This is a genomic window from Paraburkholderia acidicola, from assembly GCF_002362315.1.
In the GTDB taxonomy this organism is placed as follows: domain Bacteria; phylum Pseudomonadota; class Gammaproteobacteria; order Burkholderiales; family Burkholderiaceae; genus Paraburkholderia; species Paraburkholderia acidicola.
Genome location: NZ_MTZV01000006.1, coordinates 2,646,006 through 2,667,435, shown reverse-complemented (window position 1 = coordinate 2,667,435; position 21,430 = coordinate 2,646,006). Strand labels below are relative to the sequence as shown.

Genomic DNA, 21,430 nt, shown 5'->3' with positions numbered 1-21,430 from the left:
ACCGTATTGCAGCCAGTTAAAAGAATCGAAGCGCCCACTGCCAGCAGCATGACAAAACGTACCAACATACCTACCTCCCGTTTGCAAAGTTAAATGATAGCGAGCCTCGGTTTTCCTTACCGGTCGCTCGTCGAGTTATTCACATACATCGACTGGATTCCGACGCGACCCGGGCCCGTGAACCGGTTCACGATGAAGTTGAAGCCCGCCGCGAAAAGACCACTCGACAGTCTGTCCACCACCGTATCCATCTTCACGTCCGGGTCCTTGTAAAGCCAGCCGCCCGGCTCCACATCGATCGTCTCGCCGGCGGCCAGCACCTTTTCGAACACGTTGCCGTATCCGTGCAACCAGAGCACGCCGTCCTCGCGATGTCCGCGAAACCTGTCGATGAAAAAACCGCTCTGGCCGAGAAACATGTTCGTGATGCCGCGCACCCGCTCGAACGTGTATTCGACACTCTCGGTTGCGGCAAGAAACTGATGCTCACGCACATGCAGTTCTTCGCCCGCGCCCAGATGAATCGGCACAATGTGGCCGGCGCCGTCGCGACTGAACGCGATAATGCCATCCCCGCTCGCCTCGGTAACGAACACCTGCATACCGGCCAGCATGCGTTTCACCGCGCCCTTGAGCGGCTTGATGCTAATGCGAACGTTCGAGTTTTTCCAGAGCAGGATGTGGTGCTCGAAGTAGACCGGCGTGTTCGAGACATCAACCGACAATACCGGCACCAGTTCACCACCGATGTGGTAAGTCACGCCACCGAAGGTTTCGTCGGTTGCAGCGGTGGGCAAGAGTCGCGGTAACGGGTTCATTTATCGTCCTGTCGACGCGTTTGCAAAACCGTCCGTCGCGGCAATCAGCGCGCGCAGAATACCGGGCTCGTTAAAGGCATGACCCGCGTCGGGAATCAGTTCGAACTTCGCAGTTGGCCAGGCTCGCGCCAAATCCCACGCAGTACGGGCCGGCGTCGCCACGTCGTAACGGCCTTGAATAATCACGCCGGGAATATTCGCGAGGCGATGGGCGTCACGCAGCAGTTGTCCCTCTTCCACGAACCCCTGATGAACAAAGTAGTGATTTTCGATCCGGGCGAACGCAATGGCGAACTCTTCATCGCCGAAATGCTCCTTCAGCTCAGGGCTCGGCAACAGCGTCAGGGTGCGCCCTTCCCATAAACTCCATGCGCGAGCCGCCTGACGCTTCACGGTCTCATCGTCGCCAGTCAGACGGCGGCGATAGGCGGCCATCATGTCGCCTCGCTCGGCGACCGGAATCGGCGCCAGGTATTCTTCCCAGAGATCGGGGAACAACCATGACGCGCCGTCCTGGTAGTACCACAGCAACTCGGCGCGCCGCAGCGTGAAGATGCCACGCACCACCAGTTCGCTCACGCGCTCCGGATGGGTTTCGGCATAGGCCAGCGCAAGCGAGCTACCCCACGAGCCGCCAAAGACCAGCCATTTCTCGACGCCTGCCAGCTCGCGCAACCGTTCGATATCCGCGACCAGATCCCAGGTCGTATTGTTGTCGAGGCTCGCGTACGGCCTGGAACGACCGCACCCGCGCTGGTCGAACAGCATGATCTTGTAGCGCGCCGGATCGAACAGCCGTCGATGGTCCTCGCTACATCCGCCGCCGGGGCCTCCGTGGAGAAAAACCGCCGGTTTGCCGTCGGGGTTGCCGCACAATTCCCAATACACACGATGTCCATCACCGGTGTCGAGAAAACCGTGTTCGTAAGGTTCAATGGGTGGGTACAAGAGTTTTTCCTTATTCGCAAAGACTTGCTTCCAGGTGAGCAACCTGTGGCGATACGGGAGAGAACTTTACCATCGTGGAGGAACCCGGCGTCCTCCAGGTTACTTCACCAGATCCGGGTAACGCCCACGTACGTACGGCGTCAAAGCTCCAGCGTAAGCCTCGTGCCCTGCGCGCGTGAGCAACAGGCCATCATTCGCGTATTGGATTGCCGTTCCGCTTTCGTCAGCACGACATCGCGATGATCCACTTCGCCGGCGAGAACGCGCACCTCGCACGAGCCGCACAATCCTTCCTCGCAATCGCTCTGTACGTCGACATTCGCCTGTCGCAGCGCTGCAAGTAGTGTTTGGTCGGCAGCTACGGTCACGACGAGCCCCGAGTCTTTGAGTTCCACTTCGAACGTGTGCTCGCGGTCTGGATCGAGCGTGCCAATTGCCGAGACGAAATGCTCGATTTTTAGTGTGTCGTCGGGCCAGTTCGTAGCGACTTGTTCCAGTGCGTCGAGCATTCTCGCGGGACCGCATGCATAGACCTGGGTTGCATCGTCGACCCGCAGCGCACTGAAATCGTTGCGCGTGCCTTCATCGGACACATACACGCTGATACGGTCCCCGTGCAGCGTGGAAAGCTCGTCGAGCAGCACCATCGATGCGCGCGCACGTCCGCTGAAATGCACCTCATAGTCGATACCCAGTTCTTTCGCGCGCCGTGCCATCGCGCTGATCGGCGTAATGCCGATACCCCCGGCGATCAGCACCACCCGCTGCGCAGTTTCGTCGAGTCGAAAGTGATTGCGAGGACCGCGTATGTGCAGCAAAGCGCCTGGCTTAACGGTGTCGTGCAGCCATACCGAGCCGCCGCGACTATCGTGCTCTTTAAGCACCGCGATTTCGAACGTCTCCGCGTCGGCCGGATCGCCGCACAGCGAATATTGCCGCGAGATACCAGTATTGCCGCATTCGACGTCGATATGCGAACCCGGCGTCCAGCGCGGTAACGGCCGGCCATCGCGCGACGCAAGCTTGACACGCACGATGTTGGCTCCGGCGTAGATGACGGACGTTACGACGACAGGACGGCTGATTGCATGTGCGGACGGTTCGCCGATACGCACCGCCGTTCGCGGTCGCAGCACCGATAGATCCGTTCGCTCAGGATTGAGCGCCGGGTCCCATTCGACGAGCAGGTGCTCGGGGCCGCGAAACGACGTATTGGGCACGTAGCTAAAGCGCTGTTCGGCAAGACGCATGTGCGGCAAACGGCGCGTGAACGCCTCGAGGAAAATCTGCATCTCCATGCGGGCGAGGTTTTTCCCCATGCACTGATGCGAGCCGTAGCCGAACGTCAGATGGTCGCTGGCGTTCTCGCGACGAATGTCGAACAGATCGGCGCCCGCAAACTGACGTTCGTCTCGATTCGCCGACGACGTGACGATCAGCAGTCTCGATCCTGCGGGAATCTCGATGCCGGAGATCGCGACATCGCGGGTTGCAAGACGTCGCCATGCAGCGATCGAGCCGTTGTGCCGCAGACACTCTTCGACCGCATTCGGTATCAACCGTGGATCGTCGCAGATATCACGCCATGCCTGTGGGTGCTGAAGCAGCAGCTTCAATGCGTTCGCCGTGGCGTTCGCGGTCGTCTCGTGCGCGGCCACGATGCCGGCCATCATCATCGAATGCAGATACGAATCCGTCACCACCTCGGGCAGTTCCTTCTGCTTCCGGATGCCGTATTGCATCCAGCCGTGCCCGTCCGGATTGCGACGCATCTTCTCGAGGACATTTCCAGCAAACTGCCAGAACTTGCCCACCGCCTGCGCGACTTCAACCTGCTCTTCGGGCCTCGGCCGTCCCCACGTATTGACCGTGTGCGCAATCGAATACTTGCGCAACGTGTCCATGTCTTCTTCGGGCACGCCCAGAAAATGCAGGGCCACGGTAAGCGGGACTTCCCACAGTATCTGCTCGACGAGATCGGCTTTGCCGTCGTTAATGAACCGGTCGACGTATTCGCGCACGAGTCGACGCACCATCGGCTTGTGGCGCTCGAGCGCCTCGGGTGTGAACGGCTCCATCAGTGCGCGACGACGTGGCATATGAGCCGGCTCGTCCTCGTTGACGAGCGTGCGGCTCATTGCATAGCCGTATGAGGCAAGCACTTCGTTTGCTTCGGGTCCGGTCGGGGTGATTTTTTCGAGCGCGATAGACGGGCTGAACGTGATGTTGTCGCGAAAGATCGCCTTGATGTCATCGAAGCGCGTGACGACCCAGTAGCCGAGCTTCGGGCTGTAGAAGACCGGTTGCTCTTCGCGTGCCCAGCGTACGTATTCGGGTGGGTCCTGCTGATAGGCGTCTTCGAATGGATCGAATTCGGCGGCGCGGTGGTTGATCGGGCAGCCACCTGATGTTGATGGCGTGTGGCTGCCTGGATTGTCATGGAACGGACACGACGCGGTGTGGTTCGGATTGATGGCGTCGCTCATCCGATGTCTCCTGATTGCCCCTTATTTGCGTCAACATCATACGCCAACGGTGATGCGCTCATTCGTGCTGGCCATCAACACGAGCGAGTGTGCGCACGCCCGTTCTTGAAGCGCAATTTACACCCACACTGACGGGTAGAACCGCCCTACGACGGCCGACGGTTATGAGCCAACCGACGGCCGTCTGGCCGACAACACCATCGGCACGCCACCGACACCCGTGACCACTGCGCGCACCTCATGAGGCCCTTCATGCGGCGGGCTAAGCAACTGGCCTCCGCCTTCAACAATCGAAGCGACCGCTGCGTTGATGTCATCGACGCGAACAACCAGAGAGATCGTGTCGACCACCCGCTCCTCTCCCGACACCAACGCCAGCATCTGGCCACCGGCATCCAGCGCGCAATAGCGGTCACCGTCGCGTATCTTCACGACACAACCCAGGTTGCTGGTCAGAAACTCGACGGCTGAGCCCAGATCGTCCACAGGTACCAGCAAAGAGTGAATTTTCATCGTGGGAAGTTCCCTGGCAAGTTTTTCATCAGGCATCCATTTCGCCCTGACGATGCTTATCGGATCATCAACGTAACCGCCGTCAATACTCCCACAAATACTGCATCTGAATCGCGTTACCCACGCACGATTCCCGGTGCACACTCGTCAGTCACATCGACGTCGGCACCGGGACACATTCACGCAAGCTGAAGATGACGAAGAACCCTATACCGCAGCCCGAGGTGGCACGTTCGCCAGCAACGGCCCAAGCCCTTCGGCATAAGTCAGGTGCGAAATCACCGCATCGCGCAGCTTCTGATAAGGCAGCCCAGACAGGATCGCCGTCTGCATCGCGGCCAGCACCTCACCCGCTTCGGCGCCGATCATCGTGAAGCCCAGAATGCGGTCGTCGTTTGCACCGACGAGCACCTTCATGAAGCCCTGCGACTCATCGGTTGCAAGCGTGCGCAGCACGTTCTTCATCGGCAGCTTTGCGACACGAACCGCGATGCCCTTCTGCTGCGCTTCGCGTTCGCTTAAGCCCACGTGCGCCAGCGGCGGTTCAGTGAACATCGTGTAGGGAATCAACCGGTCGGTGGTACTGCGGTTTCCGCCTGCCATGTTGTCGCGCACGATCCTGAAGTCGTCGACCGATACATGCGTGAACTGCGGACTGCCCGCCGCTTCGCCGATCGCCCAGACACCTGCAGTGGACGCTTGCAGGTGTTCGTTCACGCGAATATAGCCACGCTCGTTCAGCTTGATACCGGCCTCTTCCAGACCGATCCCGGTCGTATTCGGAACACGCCCCACCGCCACGAGCAGATCGCTGCCTTCGACCACCTGCTCGCCGGCATCCGTACGCAGCACGACACGGACACCCGCTCCAGAACGCCCCTCTACCTTCACCGTTTCGGCATTCAGGATCACGTCGATATCTTCTCCGCGCAGAATGCCTAGCATCTCCGCGGAAACATCATCGTCCTCACGCATCATCAGTCGCTCGTTGCGCTCGATTATCGTCACGCGACTACCGAAGCGACGATAGGTTTGCGCCATCTCGATGCCGATATATCCGCCACCCAGCACGACCAGATGGGATGGCACGTAGTCCAGTTCCAGCGACCCGATGTGCGTCAGCGGTTCGGCGGCGCGCAGGCCTGGGAAATCGGGAATGGCCGCGTGCGTGCCAACATTGACCACGATCTGATCGCCGCTCACCGTGCGCTTGCCGCCATCGTTGAGTTCGATCTCGATCGTCTTCGGTCCGACAAACTTGCCGCTACCCATGATCAATTCCGCGCCGCTTGCCGCATAGGCGTTAAGGTGCGCGGTCACTTCGCGTTCAACCATGTCACGCTTGCGATCGCGAACCTTCGTCATATCGACGGTCACCGGGCCGCTCACCACTGCACCGAAGTCGGCGGCATGTCGCGTCACATGCGCAACGCGTGCGCTCCAGATTTCGTTCTTGCTCGGCAGACACGCGACGGCCGGGCACGAACCGCCCACCCACTGACGCTCGACGACAGCCACACGCTGCCCCGTGCGACCGAGATGCCACGCGAGCAGTTTGCCGCCCTGGCCGCTGCCAAGAATCACGGTGTCGAAATGTTCAACTTCGGGGGTGTGGCTCATGATGCAACTCCTTCAGGGGTGGGGTTAGGAGCCTCCACTGTAGATTCCGATGACGATATTTTCGATACTATAAATTGTCATTTATATGCTCAAACGTATCATCATCAAGTTAAAATGCCGGTTCTCACCGTACCGGTCACGCCGATCACATGGACCTGCTAAGTCGACTGCTTTCATTGATACCCGTCACAGGGCGGCTCGAGTTGCGCTGTCTCTTCGGTGCGCCGTGGAAAATCGATCAGGTGGTCTCCGGTGTGCGCGAAATTCCGTACCACATCCTGTTGTCGGGGCATGCCGTTCTCGACGACGTGAACGGTCCATCGGAACAGCTAACGGCAGGCGACATCATTCTGTTTCCGGCCGGCAACGCGCATCTCATTCATGACGGTAGCGGCAATGCTGCGGGGCCAGAATTCCACAGCCCGAAGGCATCGCTAACTGTCATTGAAAACAACGGAGCCGGTGAGAAAGCGGACTTTCTCTGCGGGCGCTTCCTGCTGGGCGCAGTTCCAGACAGGCTGTTGCGCGATCACCTGCCAGGCCGTCTGGTCGTGCATAGCGCATTGCCTGAGCGAGGCGCGGACCGCGACGACCCGGCACGGTCGATGGCCCGCACCCGTCTGAGACGTCTGATCGAATTGATGCATGAAGAAGCCAACGATCCGGGCGTCGGTAGCGAGATGTTCGTCAATCATCTGTCGGCAGCGCTGTTCGCACTGACGTTGCGTTTCGCCACGGAAGGTACCCAGCCGCCACATGGCCTGCTTGCGCTCGCGCGGAAACCCCGCTTGCAACCGGCCATCACCGCGATGTTCGAGACACCTGCTGAACCGTGGACGCTCGATCAGTTGTCGGCGCTCTGCCATATGTCGCGCGCGACGTTCATCCGGCAGTTTCAGGAGGCTATCGGTCGCTCTGCCGCCGATGTCCTCACAGAAATCCGCATGACTATCGCGGGCCGCATGCTGCTGCATGCAGACACGCCGGTGGCGGACATTGGTGAATCGGTGGGGTATCAATCGGTTGCCGCGTTTCAACGTGTCTTCAAGCGACAGGTCGGAGTATCGCCGGCACGGTGGCGCGCTTCAGGTGGGAATCTGCAGGCATGACGGCAAACTCAGGTGTTTCAGGCACACTGTTACCGATTCGCGCCCTTCTCACGCGGCTCCTGGTAAGCAACCTTTAGACAAGATCACTATGGCGATACAGAAAGAACAGGTCATCGAGGCTGCGATCGAACTCCTCGATGAACTTGGCATCGAGGGCGTAACGATGCGCAAGTTGGCACAGGCGCTGGACATCAAGGCGGCCTCGCTCTACTGGCACTTTGAGAACAAACAGGTGTTGATGGATGGCATGGCCGATCTCCTGATGGAGAACGTCGCCCGCAAGATGCCGCGTAACCGCACATGGGAAGAACAGTTGCGGCAAGTTTCAGGCGAAATTCGCCGCGCGATGTTGAAGCATCGGGATGGAGCGCGCGTGTTCGCCGGTAGCAACGGGGTGACCGAAAACGTGATGCGGGTCGGCAATGCACTGATGGCCTCGCTGGTCGAAGCTGGCGCAGACTCACGGCTCGCCGCGTGGGGTTCGTTCAGCGTGCTCTACTACGTGCTTGGTTTCGTGATGGAGGAACAGGCACTGGGCCCCGACAACGGCATCGACCTGAAAGCGCGCCAGGCTGCATTTGTCGCGCTCGCCAATACCGATTATCCGCACGCGTACGACGCTGCCAGCGATATTTTCAACCGCAACTTCGACCAGCGCTTCGCGCTTGGCATCGATCTGCTCATACGCGGAATCGAGAGCAGGATCGCCGATGCTTGATTAACTAACGTTGTTAGCCTAATCTAACAACGTTAGCTTATTTCAGCTTCTGCGAAGAAGGTCGACGATGTTTCTGGATACCACCCATTTTCCACTCGTACGCATGTGCCTCGCGCACAGCGAGCCAGAGTGGGAATCGCAATTCGACGCACTGTTCGCCCGCGCACAACGCTTTGTCCTGTTGAGCGTCGAGGCGCCGCGTGACGAGCACAATGCCCTACAAAACGAGCGCAAACAGCACGCGCTATGGCTCAAGCGAAACCGGCCCGCACTGTCCCGATGGTGCGCCGGCGCGGTGATCGTGGAGACACGTCGCACGGTGACCATCGCGTCAAAGGCGATGGCGCCCGCTCTCGCGAAAGCATTCGGCTTTCCTGTTCGGGTCGTCGAAAGCGAAGCCGACATTGACGCGGAAGTCGCGCGTCTGCTCGGCCATCAACAGGCTCACTCCACACCCTGAAAACTAACATCGTTAGACTAACAGTGGTAGACTGCCGCTGTTAGTCTCAAGACGATCGTAGTGTCAGGTCAAACCGGGCCGGTCGTCCGGCCTCTTTCGGAGTGAATTCGTATGAGCAAGAAAGTCTGGTTTATTACAGGTACTTCACGTGGCTTCGGCCGCGTCTGGGCCCAGGCCGCGCTAGCACGCGGCGACAGCGTTGCGGCTACGGTGCGCGACATTGCCGCACTCGACGATCTCGTCGCGTCGTACGGGGATGCGATTCTTCCACTCACGCTCGATGTCGCCGATCGCAGCGCCGTGTTTTCCGCTGTCGAACAGGCGCACCGGCACTTTGGCCGCCTCGACGTGGTACTGCATAACGCGGGTTACGGCCTGTTCGGCGCAGTCGAAGAAACCGAAGAAGCCGCAGCACGCGCGCAGATGGACACCAATTTTTTCGGCGCGCTGTGGGTCATCCAGGCCGCATTGCCCTTGCTGCGTGCACAGGGTAGTGGTCACATCCTTGCGGTATCGAGCCTCAGCGGCATCATCACGTTCCCGACGGCGAGCGTCTATGGCGCGTCCAAATGGGCCGTCGAAGGATTGTGCGAGACGCTGGCGAAAGAAGTCGCCGACTTCGGCATCAAGGTCACGCTGATCGAACCCGGTGGTTACGACACCGACTGGCGCAGTGCTTCCGCGCACCACTCGACGAAACTCGACGCGTACACCGGCCTGCGCGAGAAGCTCGCCGCAGCCTATGGCTCCCGCACACTGGGCGACCCGAGCGCCACGGCCGACGCGATTCTGCAGGTCGTCGACTCACCTACTCCGCCGCTGCGTCTGCTACTCGGTAGCACTGCATTGCAGATCGTCGAGCACACCTACACCGACCGGCTCGCGACCTGGCGACAGTGGGAAGCCGTTTCGAAGGCAGCCCAAGGCAAGGCGGGCTGACACCTGAGCGATTGCGCCACCGCGTATCAGGCCGCGTGTGCCAGAAGTGCCTGACACGCCTTGTGCGGATTTCCACTGCGCTGATATTCCGCGAGCCAGATGGGATAGCTCTGCATGACCGGGATATCGGTGGGGTGAAATCCAGGCCGGAAGTACGCGAGGATTTTCATGTTGTAGCTGGAAAACACGCCCTTCGGGCCATACATCCAGTTCAGATTTTTCAGAACCATCCACTTACGCGCCAACCAGCTGAAACCATCGGCCTTGAGCAGGCGATCCGAATTCTTGAAAAGTAGTTTGTTCGATTTCCGCACAGCGATGATCATCGCCGCGCAGCGACGAAAATAGCCAATACTGGTGACCGATTTCATCACGTTGAACACCACCGATTTGTGCTCCATTTCCTCGATGGCGTGCCACGCAAATAACGCCTGCATGTGCGGATCAGCCCCCGCCGTGACCATCTTGCGGCCGAAGAATGCCTCTGCCATCAGCGAGGTCATATGTTCGAAGGCCGCCGTCAGAGCCACGTTGAAGTCCGGAGACCACCGACGGGTATAGCCGTCCAGAATGGTCTTCTGGACAGCGAGCAGTTCATCGACCGGCATTCCTTGCTTCTTCAACACGTTGTTGAACGTCGTGTGAGCCATGCCGTGCTGCCCTTCCTGGCGTGTGAAATCCTTGATCTCCTGTGCGAGCACCGGGTCTTTCACACGCTCGCGGAAGTAGCGAACGCTCGAGATGAAGTAACGCTCGCCATCCGGGAAGCTCAGTTGCAATCCGTCCATCAGACGCGTCCTGAACGGATTGTTGTCAAACCAGAAGCGCGGAATGGTGTTGTCCAGGCCGAAGTCCAGGTCTGAACGAGGAACGATCGGCGGGGTATTCATTGCTGCGGTATTCATTGCTGTAGTACTCATTTCGCACCTCCTGCAACACGACGAACTGGCGACGCGCTCTGCGACGCAGGCACCGACGTGAAGGCGAGCGCCTTGTCGGCCACCGCTCCCTTGCGAAGAAGCTTCACGTCATCGAAGTAATCCATTGACATCACCCACGGCGCACCGGGCCCCTGACGCGGCAACTTATCCAGCGCCCGTTGCACATAGCCCGCGCCAAAGTCGAGCAACGGGCGGGTCGGCAAACCCTCGGGCGCGACGGGTTGGCAGATCGCATAGCCCTTCTCATCCATGTAGGTAAGCAGTCGGCAGAAGTGCTCGCACACCAGTCCGACCTTGAGCGTCCACGAGGCATTCGTGTAACCGATCGCAAAAGCAAAGTTCGGAATACCGGAGAGCATCAAGCCCTTGTAGGCGACAGCCTTGCTGAGATCGATCGGCTCGCCGTCCTTCGCCAGCGAGATCCCGCCGAAGAGTTGCACATTCAGACCGGTTGCAGTCACAACGATGTCGGCATTCAATTCGCGCCCGGACTTCAGGCGGATTCCCGTTTCGGTAAACGTATCGATGTGATCGGTGACAACCGATGCCTTGCCTTTCCTCAGCGCCCTGAACATGTCGCCGTCAGGCACCGCGCACACACGCTGGTCCCAGGGGTTATAGGGCGGATTGAAATGCTCGTCGACCGGATAGCCTGCCGGCAGGCTCTTCCTGTTCGCGTAGCGGATCAGCTTCCGGGCAGCCTGCGGATAGCGTTTGCAAAAGCGCCAGATACCGCGCGACAGACTGATGTTCTTGCGGCGAATCAACGCGTGCGCGAGCCCGCTGGGCAAGATCCGGTGCAGTGCGTTCCCAAGATGATCGCGCGACGGCAAACTGAGTACGTACGTCGGCGTGCGCTGAAGCATGGTGACGTGCGCGGCCTTTGGTGCAATCGCGGGAATCAGCGTCATCGCCGTCGCGCCGCTGCCGATCACCACGACGTTCTTGCCCGTGTAGTCGAGATCTTCGGGCCAGTGCTGCGGATGGATCACCTGCCCCTTGAAATGCTCCAGACCTTCGAACTTAGGCGTAAAGCCTTGTTCGTACCGGTAGTAACCGCCGGCGCAGAAGAACCATCGACAGGTCATCGTTCTGCGCGCACCGGTGGCCACTGCCTCCACGATCACTTCCCACTGTGCTTCGGCGCTTCGCCAGTTCGCGGAGATCACTCGCTGGCCGAAGCGGATGTGTCGTTCGACGTCGCCTTCGCGTGCCGCTTCCCGCAGGTACTCGAGGATCGATGCGGCATCCGCAATCGACTTTTCATTAGTCCATGGTTTGAACGCGTAGCCAAAGGTGTACAGATCCGAATCCGAACGGATGCCCGGGTAGCGAAACAGGCTCCAGGTCCCGCCCAGTTCGCTGCGCGTTTCCAGAATCTGATAGCGCTTGCCGGGGTGTGCGTCGCTCAGATAACGGGCCATGCCGATGCCGGAAATGCCGGCGCCGACGATCAGCACCTCGACGTGATCGGAGGGCAGGATGGAATGGACGGTCATGAAGTCTCCTCGACAGGGCTGCAACCCAATTGCAACTGGGGACATGTTATTGACTACCGGGGTCACATCCTAGGGTTAAAATGCACCGACATTGAACCTGTATGGTGCTAAACCACCCAAAATGCCCACCTTTCCTGCGTTCTCCGACACCACGTGGCCAGCCCCCTCGCCCGAGGTTTGCGAGCTTTTGCGCCGCGGCGCCGAAATCGCGCTGGCGTTGCCGCCAGAATCGATGAAAGAGCTGGATGCGGCGAGAAGCCCGGAATTCGCCGGGCAATCGGTAGCGGAAGATCCGGTCATGTTCGCTTCCGCGCGCCGCATTTATCGCGCTGGCGTCGTGCATTGGGCGTCCGCCAACATCCTGCATCCGGGCCAGCCCGTACCGCCCTACATCACGCCCGACATGGAACACAACGCGCGTGAGCTGGCCCGACGCGGCATGGCGGCACTGATGATGAGTTCGGCCCGAGCGGTCCAAACCGTTGCATGGCGGCTCTGGATGCAGATCGCCTTCCAGTTGACCCGCGATCCATCGTTACTCGAAGAACTGCTCGACGTCTCGGCACGTTCGATCAGCGCATTCATCGACGCCAACATGCTGGCGATGAGTGCCGTCGTGCAAGAAGAACGCGAGGCGCGGCAGCGCGACAGCCACGTCGAGCGACGCGAGCTGGTAACGCTGATCCTCGAAAACGGCCAGGTCAGTGCGCCGTCAGCGAGCAACCGGCTGGGGTATCCGTTGGAGCAGGCGCACTACGGCGCGCTGATCTGGAGCGAAGCGGCGACTCCGGAATTGCATCGTCTGGAGGAAGCAGCGAAGGCGCTGGCGAGCAGTCTGTCGGCGCCGCAGCCGCTCATCATCCTGGCCGGTCCGGCCACGCTCTGGGTCTGGTGCTCGGGGGGGACGCGCGTGGACCGGCAGTACCTCGAGGCGACACTGCGCACGTTGCCGGATGTGCGCATCGCGATGGGATCGTCGGGGCACGGCATCGATGGATTTCGTCGCTCACATCTCGAAGCGCTCACCGTGCAGCGCGTGCTCGGCAGATTGAACGCGCCAGCTGCCGTGGTCAGCATCGAGCAGATCCGTCTCGTCGCGTTGATGACGCAGGACACCAAAGGCGCGCGTTATTTCATCAGCCAGACGTTAGGGGAACTGGCAAACGCTTCGCCCACGCTGCAGCGATCGTTGCGCGCGTTTCTGCAACATGGTTGCAACGTGACCGCAACGGCCGACGCCCTGCATACGCATCGCAATACCCTGCTGCGACGGCTTGAGCGTGCAGAAGCGCTGTTGCCGCGTCCGCTTGCCGATCAGCGGCTCGATGTCGGCGCGGCGCTTGAAGTGCTCGCGTGGACGCGGCCTGAGGCGGATGGCACGGAGTGAGGAAGCGGCTGTCGTATGGGCACTAACAGAAAGAACTGACTTGCTCCTCTACCCGACCGCTTGACCTTACAGTCGTCTTTAATCTTAAAGTGCTGGCTAACGGCTATTAACCAACCAATTCCAGCCGCTACCGATACCCCAACCCACCCGCTTCCAAGGACCCTTCCATGACCGCTCGTGACTATGACCTCGTCGTGTTTGGCGCCACGAGTTTCGTTGGACAGATCCTGACGCGGTATCTCTGCGAATACTTATCGAGTGGGACGGAGACCTTGCGCTGGGCGATTGCCGGCCGATCCGAAAGCAAGCTCAAGAGCGTGAGAGATTCGCTGGGCGCGGCAGGCCAGTCCCTGCCAATCATCGTCGCCGACGCAGCCGACGAAGCTCAACTGCAAGCCATGTGCGCACGAACACGGGTCGTCGTGTCTACCGTCGGTCCCTACGCGTTATACGGTGAACCGCTGGTCAAGGTCTGCGCGCAAAGCGGTACGGACTACTGCGATCTCACCGGTGAAACGCAGTGGATCAGGAAGATGATCGAAAAGTATGAGCCCGCTGCCCGGCAGTCGGGAGCACGTATCGTTCATTGCTGTGGCTTCGACTCGGTGCCCTCGGACATGGGCGTCTATTTCCTGCAGCAACAGGCGATGCAACAGTGGGGCATACCGGCTACCCACGTGAAGCTGCGCATCAGGACGCTCAAGGGCGGCGCGTCAGGCGGTACGGTGGCCAGCGTGATCAATCTCGTTCAGGAAGCCGTAGCCAGTCCCGCCGTGCGCAAGGAACTGCTCAACCCCTATTCGCTGTGCCCCAAAGATCACGGCTTCACCGTGCGCCAGCACTACGTGAAATCCGCCGAATTCGATGCCGACTACGGTGCGTGGATCGCCCCCTTCGTCATGTCCGCCATCAATGAGCGTGTCGTTCATCGCTCCAATGCGCTTGCGGATAAGGCATACGGCAACCAGTTCACGTATGACGAAGCCATCATGACCGGCACGGGTATCAAAGGCCGCTTGTCCGCCCTGGCGGTGGTGGCCGGCCTGGGTGTGTTCATGGCAGGCGTGATCGCCAAACCGATACGCATCCTGATGGAACGCTTCCTGTTGCCGAAGCCCGGCGAAGGCCCCAGCCCCGCGGCTCAACTGGCCGGCCGCTACGATTTACGTTTCTTTGGCCGGACCGATGACGGACGAACCGTGCGTGTGAAAGTAACCGGAGACCGCGATCCGGGTTACGGCTCCACCAGCAAGATGCTCGGCCAGGCGGCGATCGGTCTCGCGCTCGACTACATCAAGGACGATATCAAGGTCGGACGGCCCGGGGGTTTCTGGACGCCTGCCACGATGTTCGACGAGCGCTTCATCAAGCGTCTCGTTCAGCAAGCCGGATTGCGTTTCGAGTTGGTCTGAGGTTCGGTGCCGGCCGCTCAGCGCTAGCCGGCACCTCATCCTTTGTTTGCTTTAAGGCTGTTGCGTCAGGACGAAAGATTGCGCCGCGCTACCGTTGCAGGTGTACTGCTGCAACTGCACGCCATTGGCCGTGGACGCAGACGGCACATCCAGGCAAAGACCGCTGTTGCGCGCAACGAACTTGTAGGTGCCGTTGCCATTCGACACGGGCATCCATTGCTGATTGGTGCCGCCACCGGAAGCCCATAGCTGGATCAGGGCGCCGCTCGCGGTGGCCGATGGGCCGCCTGTGACATCCCACACCAGCGCCGCATTGCGGTTCGTTATCGTGTAGTAACCGCTATCGGTGGGCGTGAGTTGCCATTCCTGGTTGTATTGACTCCCACCGCAACTCCATTGCTGGGCGACGGTGCCGTTGGCGGTACCCCAGCTCGCAGCATCGACGCAGGCACCACTATTCTGGTTGCTGACCGTGTACCAGGCGCTGCTATCGATCGCACTGCCCGGCTGATACACCCGCACATAGTCGACGAGTATCGTGCCCGTACTCGGCGTGCTGCCATCCGTCGTGCCCGGAAATCCGCCACCACCGATCGCAAGATTCAGCAGCACGTAGAAAGGCTGATTGAAAACCCATTGTGTGCCAGCCGGGATATTGGACGGCGTAATCGTGAAGTACGGCTGCTCCGGATTATCGCGGTAGAACTGCATCATGTTTTGCGTCCAGATCACACCGTAGGTGTGATAACTGGTGTCATCCACGCGCCCACCATTTGGGAAAGTGAACTGGCTACCGATGCCGTTTGCCCCCGAATAGCCCGGCCCATGAACCGTAGAAGACGTTTTGTTCGGCCCGTAGCTTTGTACCCATTCCATGATGTCCTGCTCACCTGATGCGGGCCAGCCGACCGAGCCGATATTGTTGCCGAGCATCCAGAACGCGGGCCAGAAACCGTCCGCTACCTGAAGCTTCATACGGGCCTCGATGCGTCCGTACTGAAACGCTTCTTTTCCAGACGTGTTCATGCGACCCGAGGTCCACGTGCCGCCGTTGTTGATCGCCTTGATGATCAGATTGCCGCTGCCGTCCTGGTAGATGTTGGAACTATTCGGATCGCATGGTGCGGTCCTCGAGTAAGGCGAACAATACGTTTCTAGTTCTCCATTGCCCCAACCGCCGCCGCCCGTATCGTAGGTCCATTTGGTGGAGTCGGGCGCAGCGCCGGCCGCGCCGTTGAATTCGTCACTCCATTGAATGGTCCAGGTCTGCGCATGAAGTGGCGCGCTGGTGGTAATCAGTAATGCCAGGGTCGACGAAACGGTGCAAAGCGCACGTATCGTCCGGGAACGTTTGCTGGATGTGATGCCACTCGAATCAATCATGGGAACGTCTCCCCTCTTTTTTAAAGTTGCGAACAGGGATGCTCTATGAATCGCGAGCAGATAACTACACAAGCAGAAATGAACAACGCGATTGAGTGTCGTGCTGCGGTGCGAGACAAGGCGATGACCAGTACGCCTTTCTATTCACAGCAACCAGGAGCCGTCGTGTGCCAAAGAGATGAATGTCACTCTACCCCGCCCGATTCGACGCAGGGATGCGCGACACATATTCATCGTGTCGTGCTTGTGTATTTATTGGCGCAATCAGAAATGGGATGCGGTGTGAATAGTGGACCTGCTAATGGCAGAGCGGTAGTCGAACTGTAAGCGATGGATTAACGGCCCCTCTCCGAGGGGCTGCCAGCGAGCGCGGTAACCTCAGCGCCCGCTGTCATCATCACGTTGGGCTAGTATGCAAGATACCAATCGCGTGCAAATCGACGACCAGCTTGTTCATCGATTGATCCAGGCGCAATTTCCCGAATGGGGGAATCTACCGGTGCAGATGGTGAAACCAGGGGGATGGGACAACCGGACCTTCCGTTTGGGTAACGATATGCTGGTCAGGATGCCGAGTGGCCCTGCATACGCTGCTCAAGTGGAGAAGGAACATCGGTGGCTCCCGAAATTGGCATCACAATTGCCTCTCCCGATTCCAACACCCCTGGTTAGGGGAATGCCAGACAACGGCTATCCATGGTCATGGTCCATTTATAGATGGATCGAAGGCGAGCCGGCAAAAGCAGAATTGATCAAAGACATGAATCAATTCGCCGGCTCTCTTGCTGAGTTTCTCGACGCGCTTCACCAGATTGATGTTGAGGATGGGCCTCTGGCAGGGCCGCACAATTTCCATCGAGGCGGGCAGCTGGCAGTCTACGATCAGGAAATTCGAGAAGCCCTCATTGAACTTCGCGACCATATCGATGCGAGTGCAGTCGAGCGGTTGTGGAATGTTGCCCTGCAGTCCGACTGGCAAGCCTCTCCCGTATGGGTTCACGGAGACGTCGCGTTCGGCAATCTGCTCGTCACCGATGGGCGGTTAAGTGCAGTCATTGATTTTGGTTGCTCAGCAGTGGGCGATCCTGCGTGCGACCTCGTAATCGCCTGGACTCAATTTTCCGGAACAAGCCGCGCCACGTTCCGGAACAAGTTATCTTTTGACAACGGCACGTGGGATCGTGCCCGCGGGTGGGCTTTATGGAGGGCATGTATTGTCGCGGCAAAGCATAATGGCAATCAACGCGAGGTTGAAAGCTCCCTGGCTGTCGTCAACGAAGTACTGAGCGATTCACATTAGTCGACAGGCATCTTCCAGGGCAACAACGCGTTGTAGTGGTCGACGGTCTTCGCCAGTGGGAGACACTGGAACAGCCATCAAAGATCGAGTGCTAACGCTTGCGGCGATCCATTCTCGTCGACGAGCGGTCGACTCATGCAAATCAGCGCGTGACCTGGTGCGATATCGGCTTCAGTTGGACCGTCGTAAGCCACACTACCCTGTAGCACGCGAGTGGAACAGGTGCCGCATATCCCCGAACGGCAACTCGAAGGTGCATCAATACCACACGCTTCCGCGAATTCCAGCAGCGTACCGTTTTTCGGCAACCATTGCATCGTGCGTTGCGTGCGTGAGAACGTCACGGCCGCGCCGCCCGTTTGCTGCGTCGTTGCATTGCTGAATTCGTCGTTCAGTTGTTCCGCCGTCGTGCTCGACGCGATGCCAGGTGTGCGTTTTACGCTTGCGGGACCAAATGCCTCGAACCGGATGCGCTCGTCGGCCACGTTGAGCGCGCGCAAACCTTCGTACAGGTCGCGCATGAATGCTTCCGGGCCGCACAGATAGAAATCGTAATCATCGAATGGCAGCAGACGTTTGAGCGCGGCGACGTCAATGCGCCCCGGCGAGGTCATCGAATCCACCACGCCGTTGCTGTCGCTATCGAACAGATGCATCGAGACGTTCGCGTGATGACTCGCGAGTTCCTTCAGATATGAGCTGAACGGACGTTCGCTGTCATTGCGCGCGCCGTGAAAAAAGTAGAGCGATTTCGTCGTGCGGGCCGCGATAGCGTGCTGCAACATCGCCAGCATCGGCGTGATGCCGATGCCCGCGGAGATGAATACCGACGCGCGCGTAGCCGAATGATCATAGGTGAATGCGCCGCGTGGCGTCATCGTATCAATGTTCATGCCGACAGCAAGATGGTCGTGCAACCAGTTCGACGCGACGCCCTGGCGCTTTACACTGATGCGGTAGCGCCGTGCATCGTTGGACGCTGAAAGCGTATACGTTCGAATCAGCGGTGCGCCGACACCCTCTACCGGCACGCGGATCGGCAGGAACTGGCCCGGTTCGAACGGCAGCAATGGCGTATCGTCGATCGACTCCATATAGAACGAGCGGATCGACGGTGTTTCGTCGTGCACCGCCGCGACTCGCAGTTTTCTCCAGACAGACGAAGCAGGTTCTTGCGCGGGTTTCAAGGTGAGAAATTGAGGCGCGTAATCCACGGCGGACCAGCGAAACGGGAGAGCGGCTCGGCTACGGCGCACTTCGGTAATGCGAAAGCGCACCAACCGTTCGGCGAGCGGAAATTCCGCCAGTTCCGGTCCTTCCCAGATGATTTCGGCGCGTGCTGCAACGTAAAGCAGATCACCGCTCTCGAAATCGACGAACAACAAACCCGCACGCGGATCGTGCGTCAGATTGCCAAGCGTATTGAAGAAGCGATTGCCGCTGAAATCGGGCGTCGTCAACGTGTTCGCGTCGTCGATGCGAACAAAGCCCGGCATACCACCGCGATGCGAAACATCCACACCGCGCGCGAGATCCGCTTCTTTCGTCAGATTCGCGCTGGCGATGAAGAACGTGTCGGCGCGCGCCAGCAGCGCACGGTCCGTTGCGTTTAATTCAACCGCATATTCGACTTCGGGCATTGCTCCAGCCGATCCACGCGCAACGAATTCGGGCGCGCGACCCTGAATGTATTTGGCGCAATTGCCGAAGCTCTGCAAAACTTCGAGCGTAACGATGTCACCATTCACCGACAACACTTTACCGTTGACCCGATTGCGTCGTCGGGTCGACGGTTGCAGTCCAAGGCCGCCGATCAACGCGCCTGTGTGCCAGCTTTCTGCAAGAGGATCACCCGGCAATGCACCGCCTTCGATCCGCAGCGTGCGCGCATCCGGCGACGACACGAAACCAGGCGCACCGACGCGCAACGTTGCCCATGGCTGTCCGCTGGCATCGACACCACCGAATACCATGAACGGCTGCTCCGCAAAGAACTGCCGATGCTGCTCCGGCATATACCGGCGAATCCCCCGCCTGCCGCTTCTGTCTGCATCGTCTGTCACGCCGGCACGCCGCTGCACGGCGATTTCAGCGGCGTGAAAAGGCCCAGCATCAGTACTGCTACCGCTCGGCTTGATGGAAGATGTTTCGGACATGGCGATTCCTGAGCCTGTGCCGTTAACCGGCAAGCAGACCCACCTCGGTAGACGGCATTGCAACAAAACGCGGCAACGCCTCGACGCGGCGCAACCACGCGCGAATGTTCGGATACGGTTCAAGCGCCACACCACCCTCCGGCGCATGCGCAATGTACGTGTGTGCCGCGATGTCGGCGATCGTCACGTGCTCACCGGCCGCGAAAAGCTTGTCGGCGAGTTCGCGCTCCAGCACATCGAACAGTTTTATCGCAATCTTTTGCGCGGTTTCGAGGTGATGCGATGCACCGAACACGGTAACGAGCCGTGCGGTACACGGGCCGTAGGCAATCGGTCCGGCGGCAAGCGAAAGCCAGCGCTGTACCGCCGCAGCGCTCAATGCGTCTTGCGGCAGCCATGACGGATCGCCGTAACGCTTCGCGAGATAGACGAGAATCGCATTCGAATCGAACAGCACCGTGTCGCCGTCTTCGATCGTCGGTATCTGACCGAACGGATTGAGCTGAAGATATTCCGGGCGACGATTGTCGCCGGCGGCCATGTTCAGCTCGACTACTTCGAACGGCAGATCCAGCAACGTCAGAAACAGCTTCACACGATGACCGTGTCCGGACAGCAGCGTGGTATGCAGGCGAATCGGTTGGGCAGGTTTAGCAGCGGGCACAGGGAAGATCCTTTGAAAGAGCTGGGTGTTCGAACTGGAACAGATAGTCAATGCTATCGACCGCCGCATCGCGCGAGAAGACTGCTAAGCTTCAAAACATAGTCAATCGAAAGTGGACAATCGATCATGGCAGACATACGGGACATCAATCTGAACCGGCTGGTGATTTTCGCGGCGGTGGTCGAAGCAGGTTCTCTTACCGCGGCAGCGGCGCGCCTCGGGCTCGCAAAGGCGATGGTCAGCACACATATTCAGCGGCTCGAGAGAGAGGTAGGCGCAAGCCTGCTGGTGCGAACCACTCGACAGATCAAGGTCACCGAAGGCGGCCGCGTGTTTTACGACGCGTGTTGCAAAATCTTGCAGACGGCCGAAGATGCCTTGTCGGCAGTGTCGGACGCAAGCGCTCCGGTGCGCGGTACGTTGCGCGTGAGCGCGCCGCACGACTATGGCGCGCTCGCGGTCGCGCCAGCGCTGGTCGATCTGCGCCATGCCTATCCAGAACTCGACGTCGAACTGATTTGCAACGACAGCTACGTGGATTTGATCGCGGACAGCATCGATATCGCCATCCGGCTCGGTCGACTCGCCGATTCGAGCTACCGCGCGGTGAAAATCGGCGCCTTCGTCAAATGGGTGGTGGCAAGCCCGGCTTTTGTGGAGCAGTGGGGAAAACCCCGCTCGCCGGCCGCGCTGGCGAAATGGCCCTTTGTTGCACTGTCGGTATTGCCGCATCCAATGACCCTCGAATTGCAACGCGCCAATGGCGACATGAAGAACATACGCTGCAGCAGCGGACTTCAAGTCAACACCGCCGACGCCGCTCGCGCAGCCACGCTTTCCGGTGGCGGCTTCGCGCTGCTGACGGACTTCTCGATCGCGGCGGACGTGAAAGCCGGCCGCCTCGTGCGTCTATTGCCCGACTGGACGACGGCGTCCGCGGCCATTCAAGCGGTGTTTCCACCAACCAGTTATCCGCCAGCGAAAGTACGCGCCCTGATCGATGTTTTCAGAACGCGGCTCGCTGTGTCTGCCTGATACGTTGCTCGATACGTTGCCTGAGCCAGCCCGGAGTCTCCA

18 protein-coding genes are annotated in these 21,430 nt (G+C 59.5%); 8 read left to right on the top strand and 10 right to left on the bottom strand.

Annotated elements, in window-relative coordinates:
• Positions 1–116 precede the first annotated feature (116 nt).
• The 5 genes from BWP39_RS30375 to BWP39_RS30355 form a co-directional block, all read right to left on the bottom strand.
• Positions 117–818: an AIM24 family protein gene (locus tag BWP39_RS30375; RefSeq protein WP_096725871.1), complete on the bottom strand. Its 702-nt coding sequence runs from the start codon at positions 816–818 to the stop codon at positions 117–119.
• Positions 819–1,766: a prolyl aminopeptidase gene (gene pip / locus BWP39_RS30370; protein ID WP_096726268.1), complete on the bottom strand. Its 948-nt coding sequence runs from the start codon at positions 1,764–1,766 to the stop codon at positions 819–821.
• 140 nt (positions 1,767–1,906) lie between these two features.
• Positions 1,907–4,252 carry a cytochrome P450/oxidoreductase gene (locus BWP39_RS30365; RefSeq protein WP_096725870.1) on the bottom strand — a complete coding sequence of 782 codons (2,346 nt, stop codon included), beginning with the start codon at positions 4,250–4,252 and terminating at the stop codon, positions 1,907–1,909.
• A 162-nt stretch (positions 4,253–4,414) separates the two neighbouring features.
• Positions 4,415–4,765 (bottom strand): VOC family protein, encoded by a 351-nt coding sequence (locus BWP39_RS30360; RefSeq protein ID WP_133116978.1) that lies wholly within the window; start codon positions 4,763–4,765, stop codon positions 4,415–4,417.
• Positions 4,766–4,972: 207 nt separating this feature from the next.
• Complete coding sequence (locus BWP39_RS30355) at positions 4,973–6,385, bottom strand: FAD-dependent oxidoreductase (RefSeq protein ID WP_096725868.1); 1,413 nt, start codon at positions 6,383–6,385, stop codon at positions 4,973–4,975.
• A 149-nt stretch (positions 6,386–6,534) separates the two neighbouring features.
• Between BWP39_RS30355 and BWP39_RS30350 the strand changes: the two genes are divergently transcribed.
• The 4 genes from BWP39_RS30350 to BWP39_RS30335 all read left to right on the top strand — a co-directional run bounded on the left by BWP39_RS30350 (position 6,535) and on the right by BWP39_RS30335 (position 9,611).
• Positions 6,535–7,494, top strand: coding sequence for an AraC family transcriptional regulator (locus tag BWP39_RS30350; RefSeq protein WP_096725867.1), 960 nt, complete (start codon positions 6,535–6,537; stop codon positions 7,492–7,494).
• An 88-nt stretch (positions 7,495–7,582) separates the two neighbouring features.
• Positions 7,583–8,212: a TetR/AcrR family transcriptional regulator C-terminal domain-containing protein gene (locus tag BWP39_RS30345; RefSeq protein ID WP_096725866.1), complete on the top strand. Its 630-nt coding sequence runs from the start codon at positions 7,583–7,585 to the stop codon at positions 8,210–8,212.
• A gap of 67 nt (positions 8,213–8,279) precedes the next feature.
• The gene (locus BWP39_RS30340) at positions 8,280–8,672 is read left to right on the top strand and encodes a hypothetical protein (RefSeq protein WP_096725865.1); all 393 of its coding nucleotides are present in this window, start codon (positions 8,280–8,282) and stop codon (positions 8,670–8,672) included.
• A 111-nt stretch (positions 8,673–8,783) separates the two neighbouring features.
• Positions 8,784–9,611 (top strand): SDR family NAD(P)-dependent oxidoreductase, encoded by an 828-nt coding sequence (locus tag BWP39_RS30335; RefSeq protein WP_096725864.1) that lies wholly within the window; start codon positions 8,784–8,786, stop codon positions 9,609–9,611.
• 26 nt (positions 9,612–9,637) lie between these two features.
• Here BWP39_RS30335 and BWP39_RS30330 read toward each other — a convergent pair whose 3' ends face one another.
• Both BWP39_RS30330 and BWP39_RS30325 read right to left on the bottom strand, forming a co-directional pair.
• Positions 9,638–10,531 (bottom strand): metal-dependent hydrolase, encoded by an 894-nt coding sequence (locus BWP39_RS30330; protein WP_096725863.1) that lies wholly within the window; start codon positions 10,529–10,531, stop codon positions 9,638–9,640.
• Positions 10,528–12,051 (bottom strand): flavin-containing monooxygenase, encoded by a 1,524-nt coding sequence (locus BWP39_RS30325; protein ID WP_096725862.1) that lies wholly within the window; start codon positions 12,049–12,051, stop codon positions 10,528–10,530. The genes BWP39_RS30330 and BWP39_RS30325 overlap by 4 nt, the downstream gene beginning before the upstream one ends.
• A 121-nt stretch (positions 12,052–12,172) precedes the next feature.
• On the opposite strand from BWP39_RS30325, the gene BWP39_RS30320 reads away from it, so the two are divergent.
• Positions 12,173–13,438, top strand: a complete 1,266-nt coding sequence (locus BWP39_RS30320) for a PucR family transcriptional regulator (protein ID WP_207557195.1) — start codon at positions 12,173–12,175, stop codon at positions 13,436–13,438.
• 167 nt (positions 13,439–13,605) lie between these two features.
• Positions 13,606–14,850, top strand: a complete 1,245-nt coding sequence (locus BWP39_RS30315; protein ID WP_096725860.1) for a saccharopine dehydrogenase family protein — start codon at positions 13,606–13,608, stop codon at positions 14,848–14,850.
• Between the two features lie 51 nt (positions 14,851–14,901).
• Here BWP39_RS30315 and BWP39_RS30310 read toward each other — a convergent pair whose 3' ends face one another.
• Positions 14,902–16,233 (bottom strand): RICIN domain-containing protein, encoded by a 1,332-nt coding sequence (locus BWP39_RS30310; RefSeq protein WP_096725859.1) that lies wholly within the window; start codon positions 16,231–16,233, stop codon positions 14,902–14,904.
• Positions 16,234–16,645: 412 nt separating this feature from the next.
• On the opposite strand from BWP39_RS30310, the gene BWP39_RS30305 reads away from it, so the two are divergent.
• Positions 16,646–17,533, top strand: coding sequence for an aminoglycoside phosphotransferase family protein (locus BWP39_RS30305; protein ID WP_096725858.1), 888 nt, complete (start codon positions 16,646–16,648; stop codon positions 17,531–17,533).
• A 77-nt stretch (positions 17,534–17,610) separates the two neighbouring features.
• Here BWP39_RS30305 and BWP39_RS30300 read toward each other — a convergent pair whose 3' ends face one another.
• Both BWP39_RS30300 and BWP39_RS30295 read right to left on the bottom strand, forming a co-directional pair.
• A complete protein-coding gene (locus BWP39_RS30300) occupies positions 17,611–19,689 on the bottom strand; it encodes a pyridoxamine 5'-phosphate oxidase family protein (protein WP_096725857.1) in 2,079 nt (692 codons plus the stop codon).
• A gap of 22 nt (positions 19,690–19,711) precedes the next feature.
• Positions 19,712–20,353: a glutathione S-transferase family protein gene (locus BWP39_RS30295; RefSeq protein WP_096725856.1), complete on the bottom strand. Its 642-nt coding sequence runs from the start codon at positions 20,351–20,353 to the stop codon at positions 19,712–19,714.
• A gap of 126 nt (positions 20,354–20,479) precedes the next feature.
• Between BWP39_RS30295 and BWP39_RS30290 the strand changes: the two genes are divergently transcribed.
• Entirely contained in the window at positions 20,480–21,388 is a 909-nt protein-coding gene (locus BWP39_RS30290) for a LysR family transcriptional regulator (RefSeq protein ID WP_096725855.1), read from the top strand.
• Positions 21,389–21,430 lie beyond the last annotated feature (42 nt).

Excerpts from the sequence above, each read along its gene's own strand:
- BWP39_RS30375 (WP_096725871.1), bottom strand. The coding sequence starts at position 818 with ATGAACCCGTTACCGCGACTCTTGCCCACCGCTGCAACCGACGAAACC.
- BWP39_RS30365 (WP_096725870.1), bottom strand. The coding sequence starts at position 4,252 with ATGAGCGACGCCATCAATCCGAACCACACCGCGTCGTGTCCGTTCCAT.
- BWP39_RS30360 (WP_133116978.1), bottom strand. The coding sequence starts at position 4,765 with ATGAAAATTCACTCTTTGCTGGTACCTGTGGACGATCTGGGCTCAGCC.
- BWP39_RS30355 (WP_096725868.1), bottom strand. The coding sequence starts at position 6,385 with ATGAGCCACACCCCCGAAGTTGAACATTTCGACACCGTGATTCTTGGC.
- BWP39_RS30350 (WP_096725867.1), top strand. The coding sequence starts at position 6,535 with ATGGACCTGCTAAGTCGACTGCTTTCATTGATACCCGTCACAGGGCGG.
- BWP39_RS30345 (WP_096725866.1), top strand. The coding sequence starts at position 7,583 with ATGGCGATACAGAAAGAACAGGTCATCGAGGCTGCGATCGAACTCCTC.
- BWP39_RS30340 (WP_096725865.1), top strand. The coding sequence starts at position 8,280 with ATGTTTCTGGATACCACCCATTTTCCACTCGTACGCATGTGCCTCGCG.
- BWP39_RS30335 (WP_096725864.1), top strand. The coding sequence starts at position 8,784 with ATGAGCAAGAAAGTCTGGTTTATTACAGGTACTTCACGTGGCTTCGGC.
- BWP39_RS30330 (WP_096725863.1), bottom strand. The coding sequence starts at position 10,531 with ATGAGTACTACAGCAATGAATACCGCAGCAATGAATACCCCGCCGATC.
- BWP39_RS30325 (WP_096725862.1), bottom strand. The coding sequence starts at position 12,051 with ATGACCGTCCATTCCATCCTGCCCTCCGATCACGTCGAGGTGCTGATC.
- BWP39_RS30320 (WP_207557195.1), top strand. The coding sequence starts at position 12,173 with ATGCCCACCTTTCCTGCGTTCTCCGACACCACGTGGCCAGCCCCCTCG.
- BWP39_RS30315 (WP_096725860.1), top strand. The coding sequence starts at position 13,606 with ATGACCGCTCGTGACTATGACCTCGTCGTGTTTGGCGCCACGAGTTTC.
- BWP39_RS30310 (WP_096725859.1), bottom strand. The coding sequence starts at position 16,233 with ATGATTGATTCGAGTGGCATCACATCCAGCAAACGTTCCCGGACGATA.
- BWP39_RS30305 (WP_096725858.1), top strand. The coding sequence starts at position 16,646 with ATGCAAGATACCAATCGCGTGCAAATCGACGACCAGCTTGTTCATCGA.
- BWP39_RS30300 (WP_096725857.1), bottom strand. The coding sequence starts at position 19,689 with ATGTCCGAAACATCTTCCATCAAGCCGAGCGGTAGCAGTACTGATGCT.
- BWP39_RS30290 (WP_096725855.1), top strand. The coding sequence starts at position 20,480 with ATGGCAGACATACGGGACATCAATCTGAACCGGCTGGTGATTTTCGCG.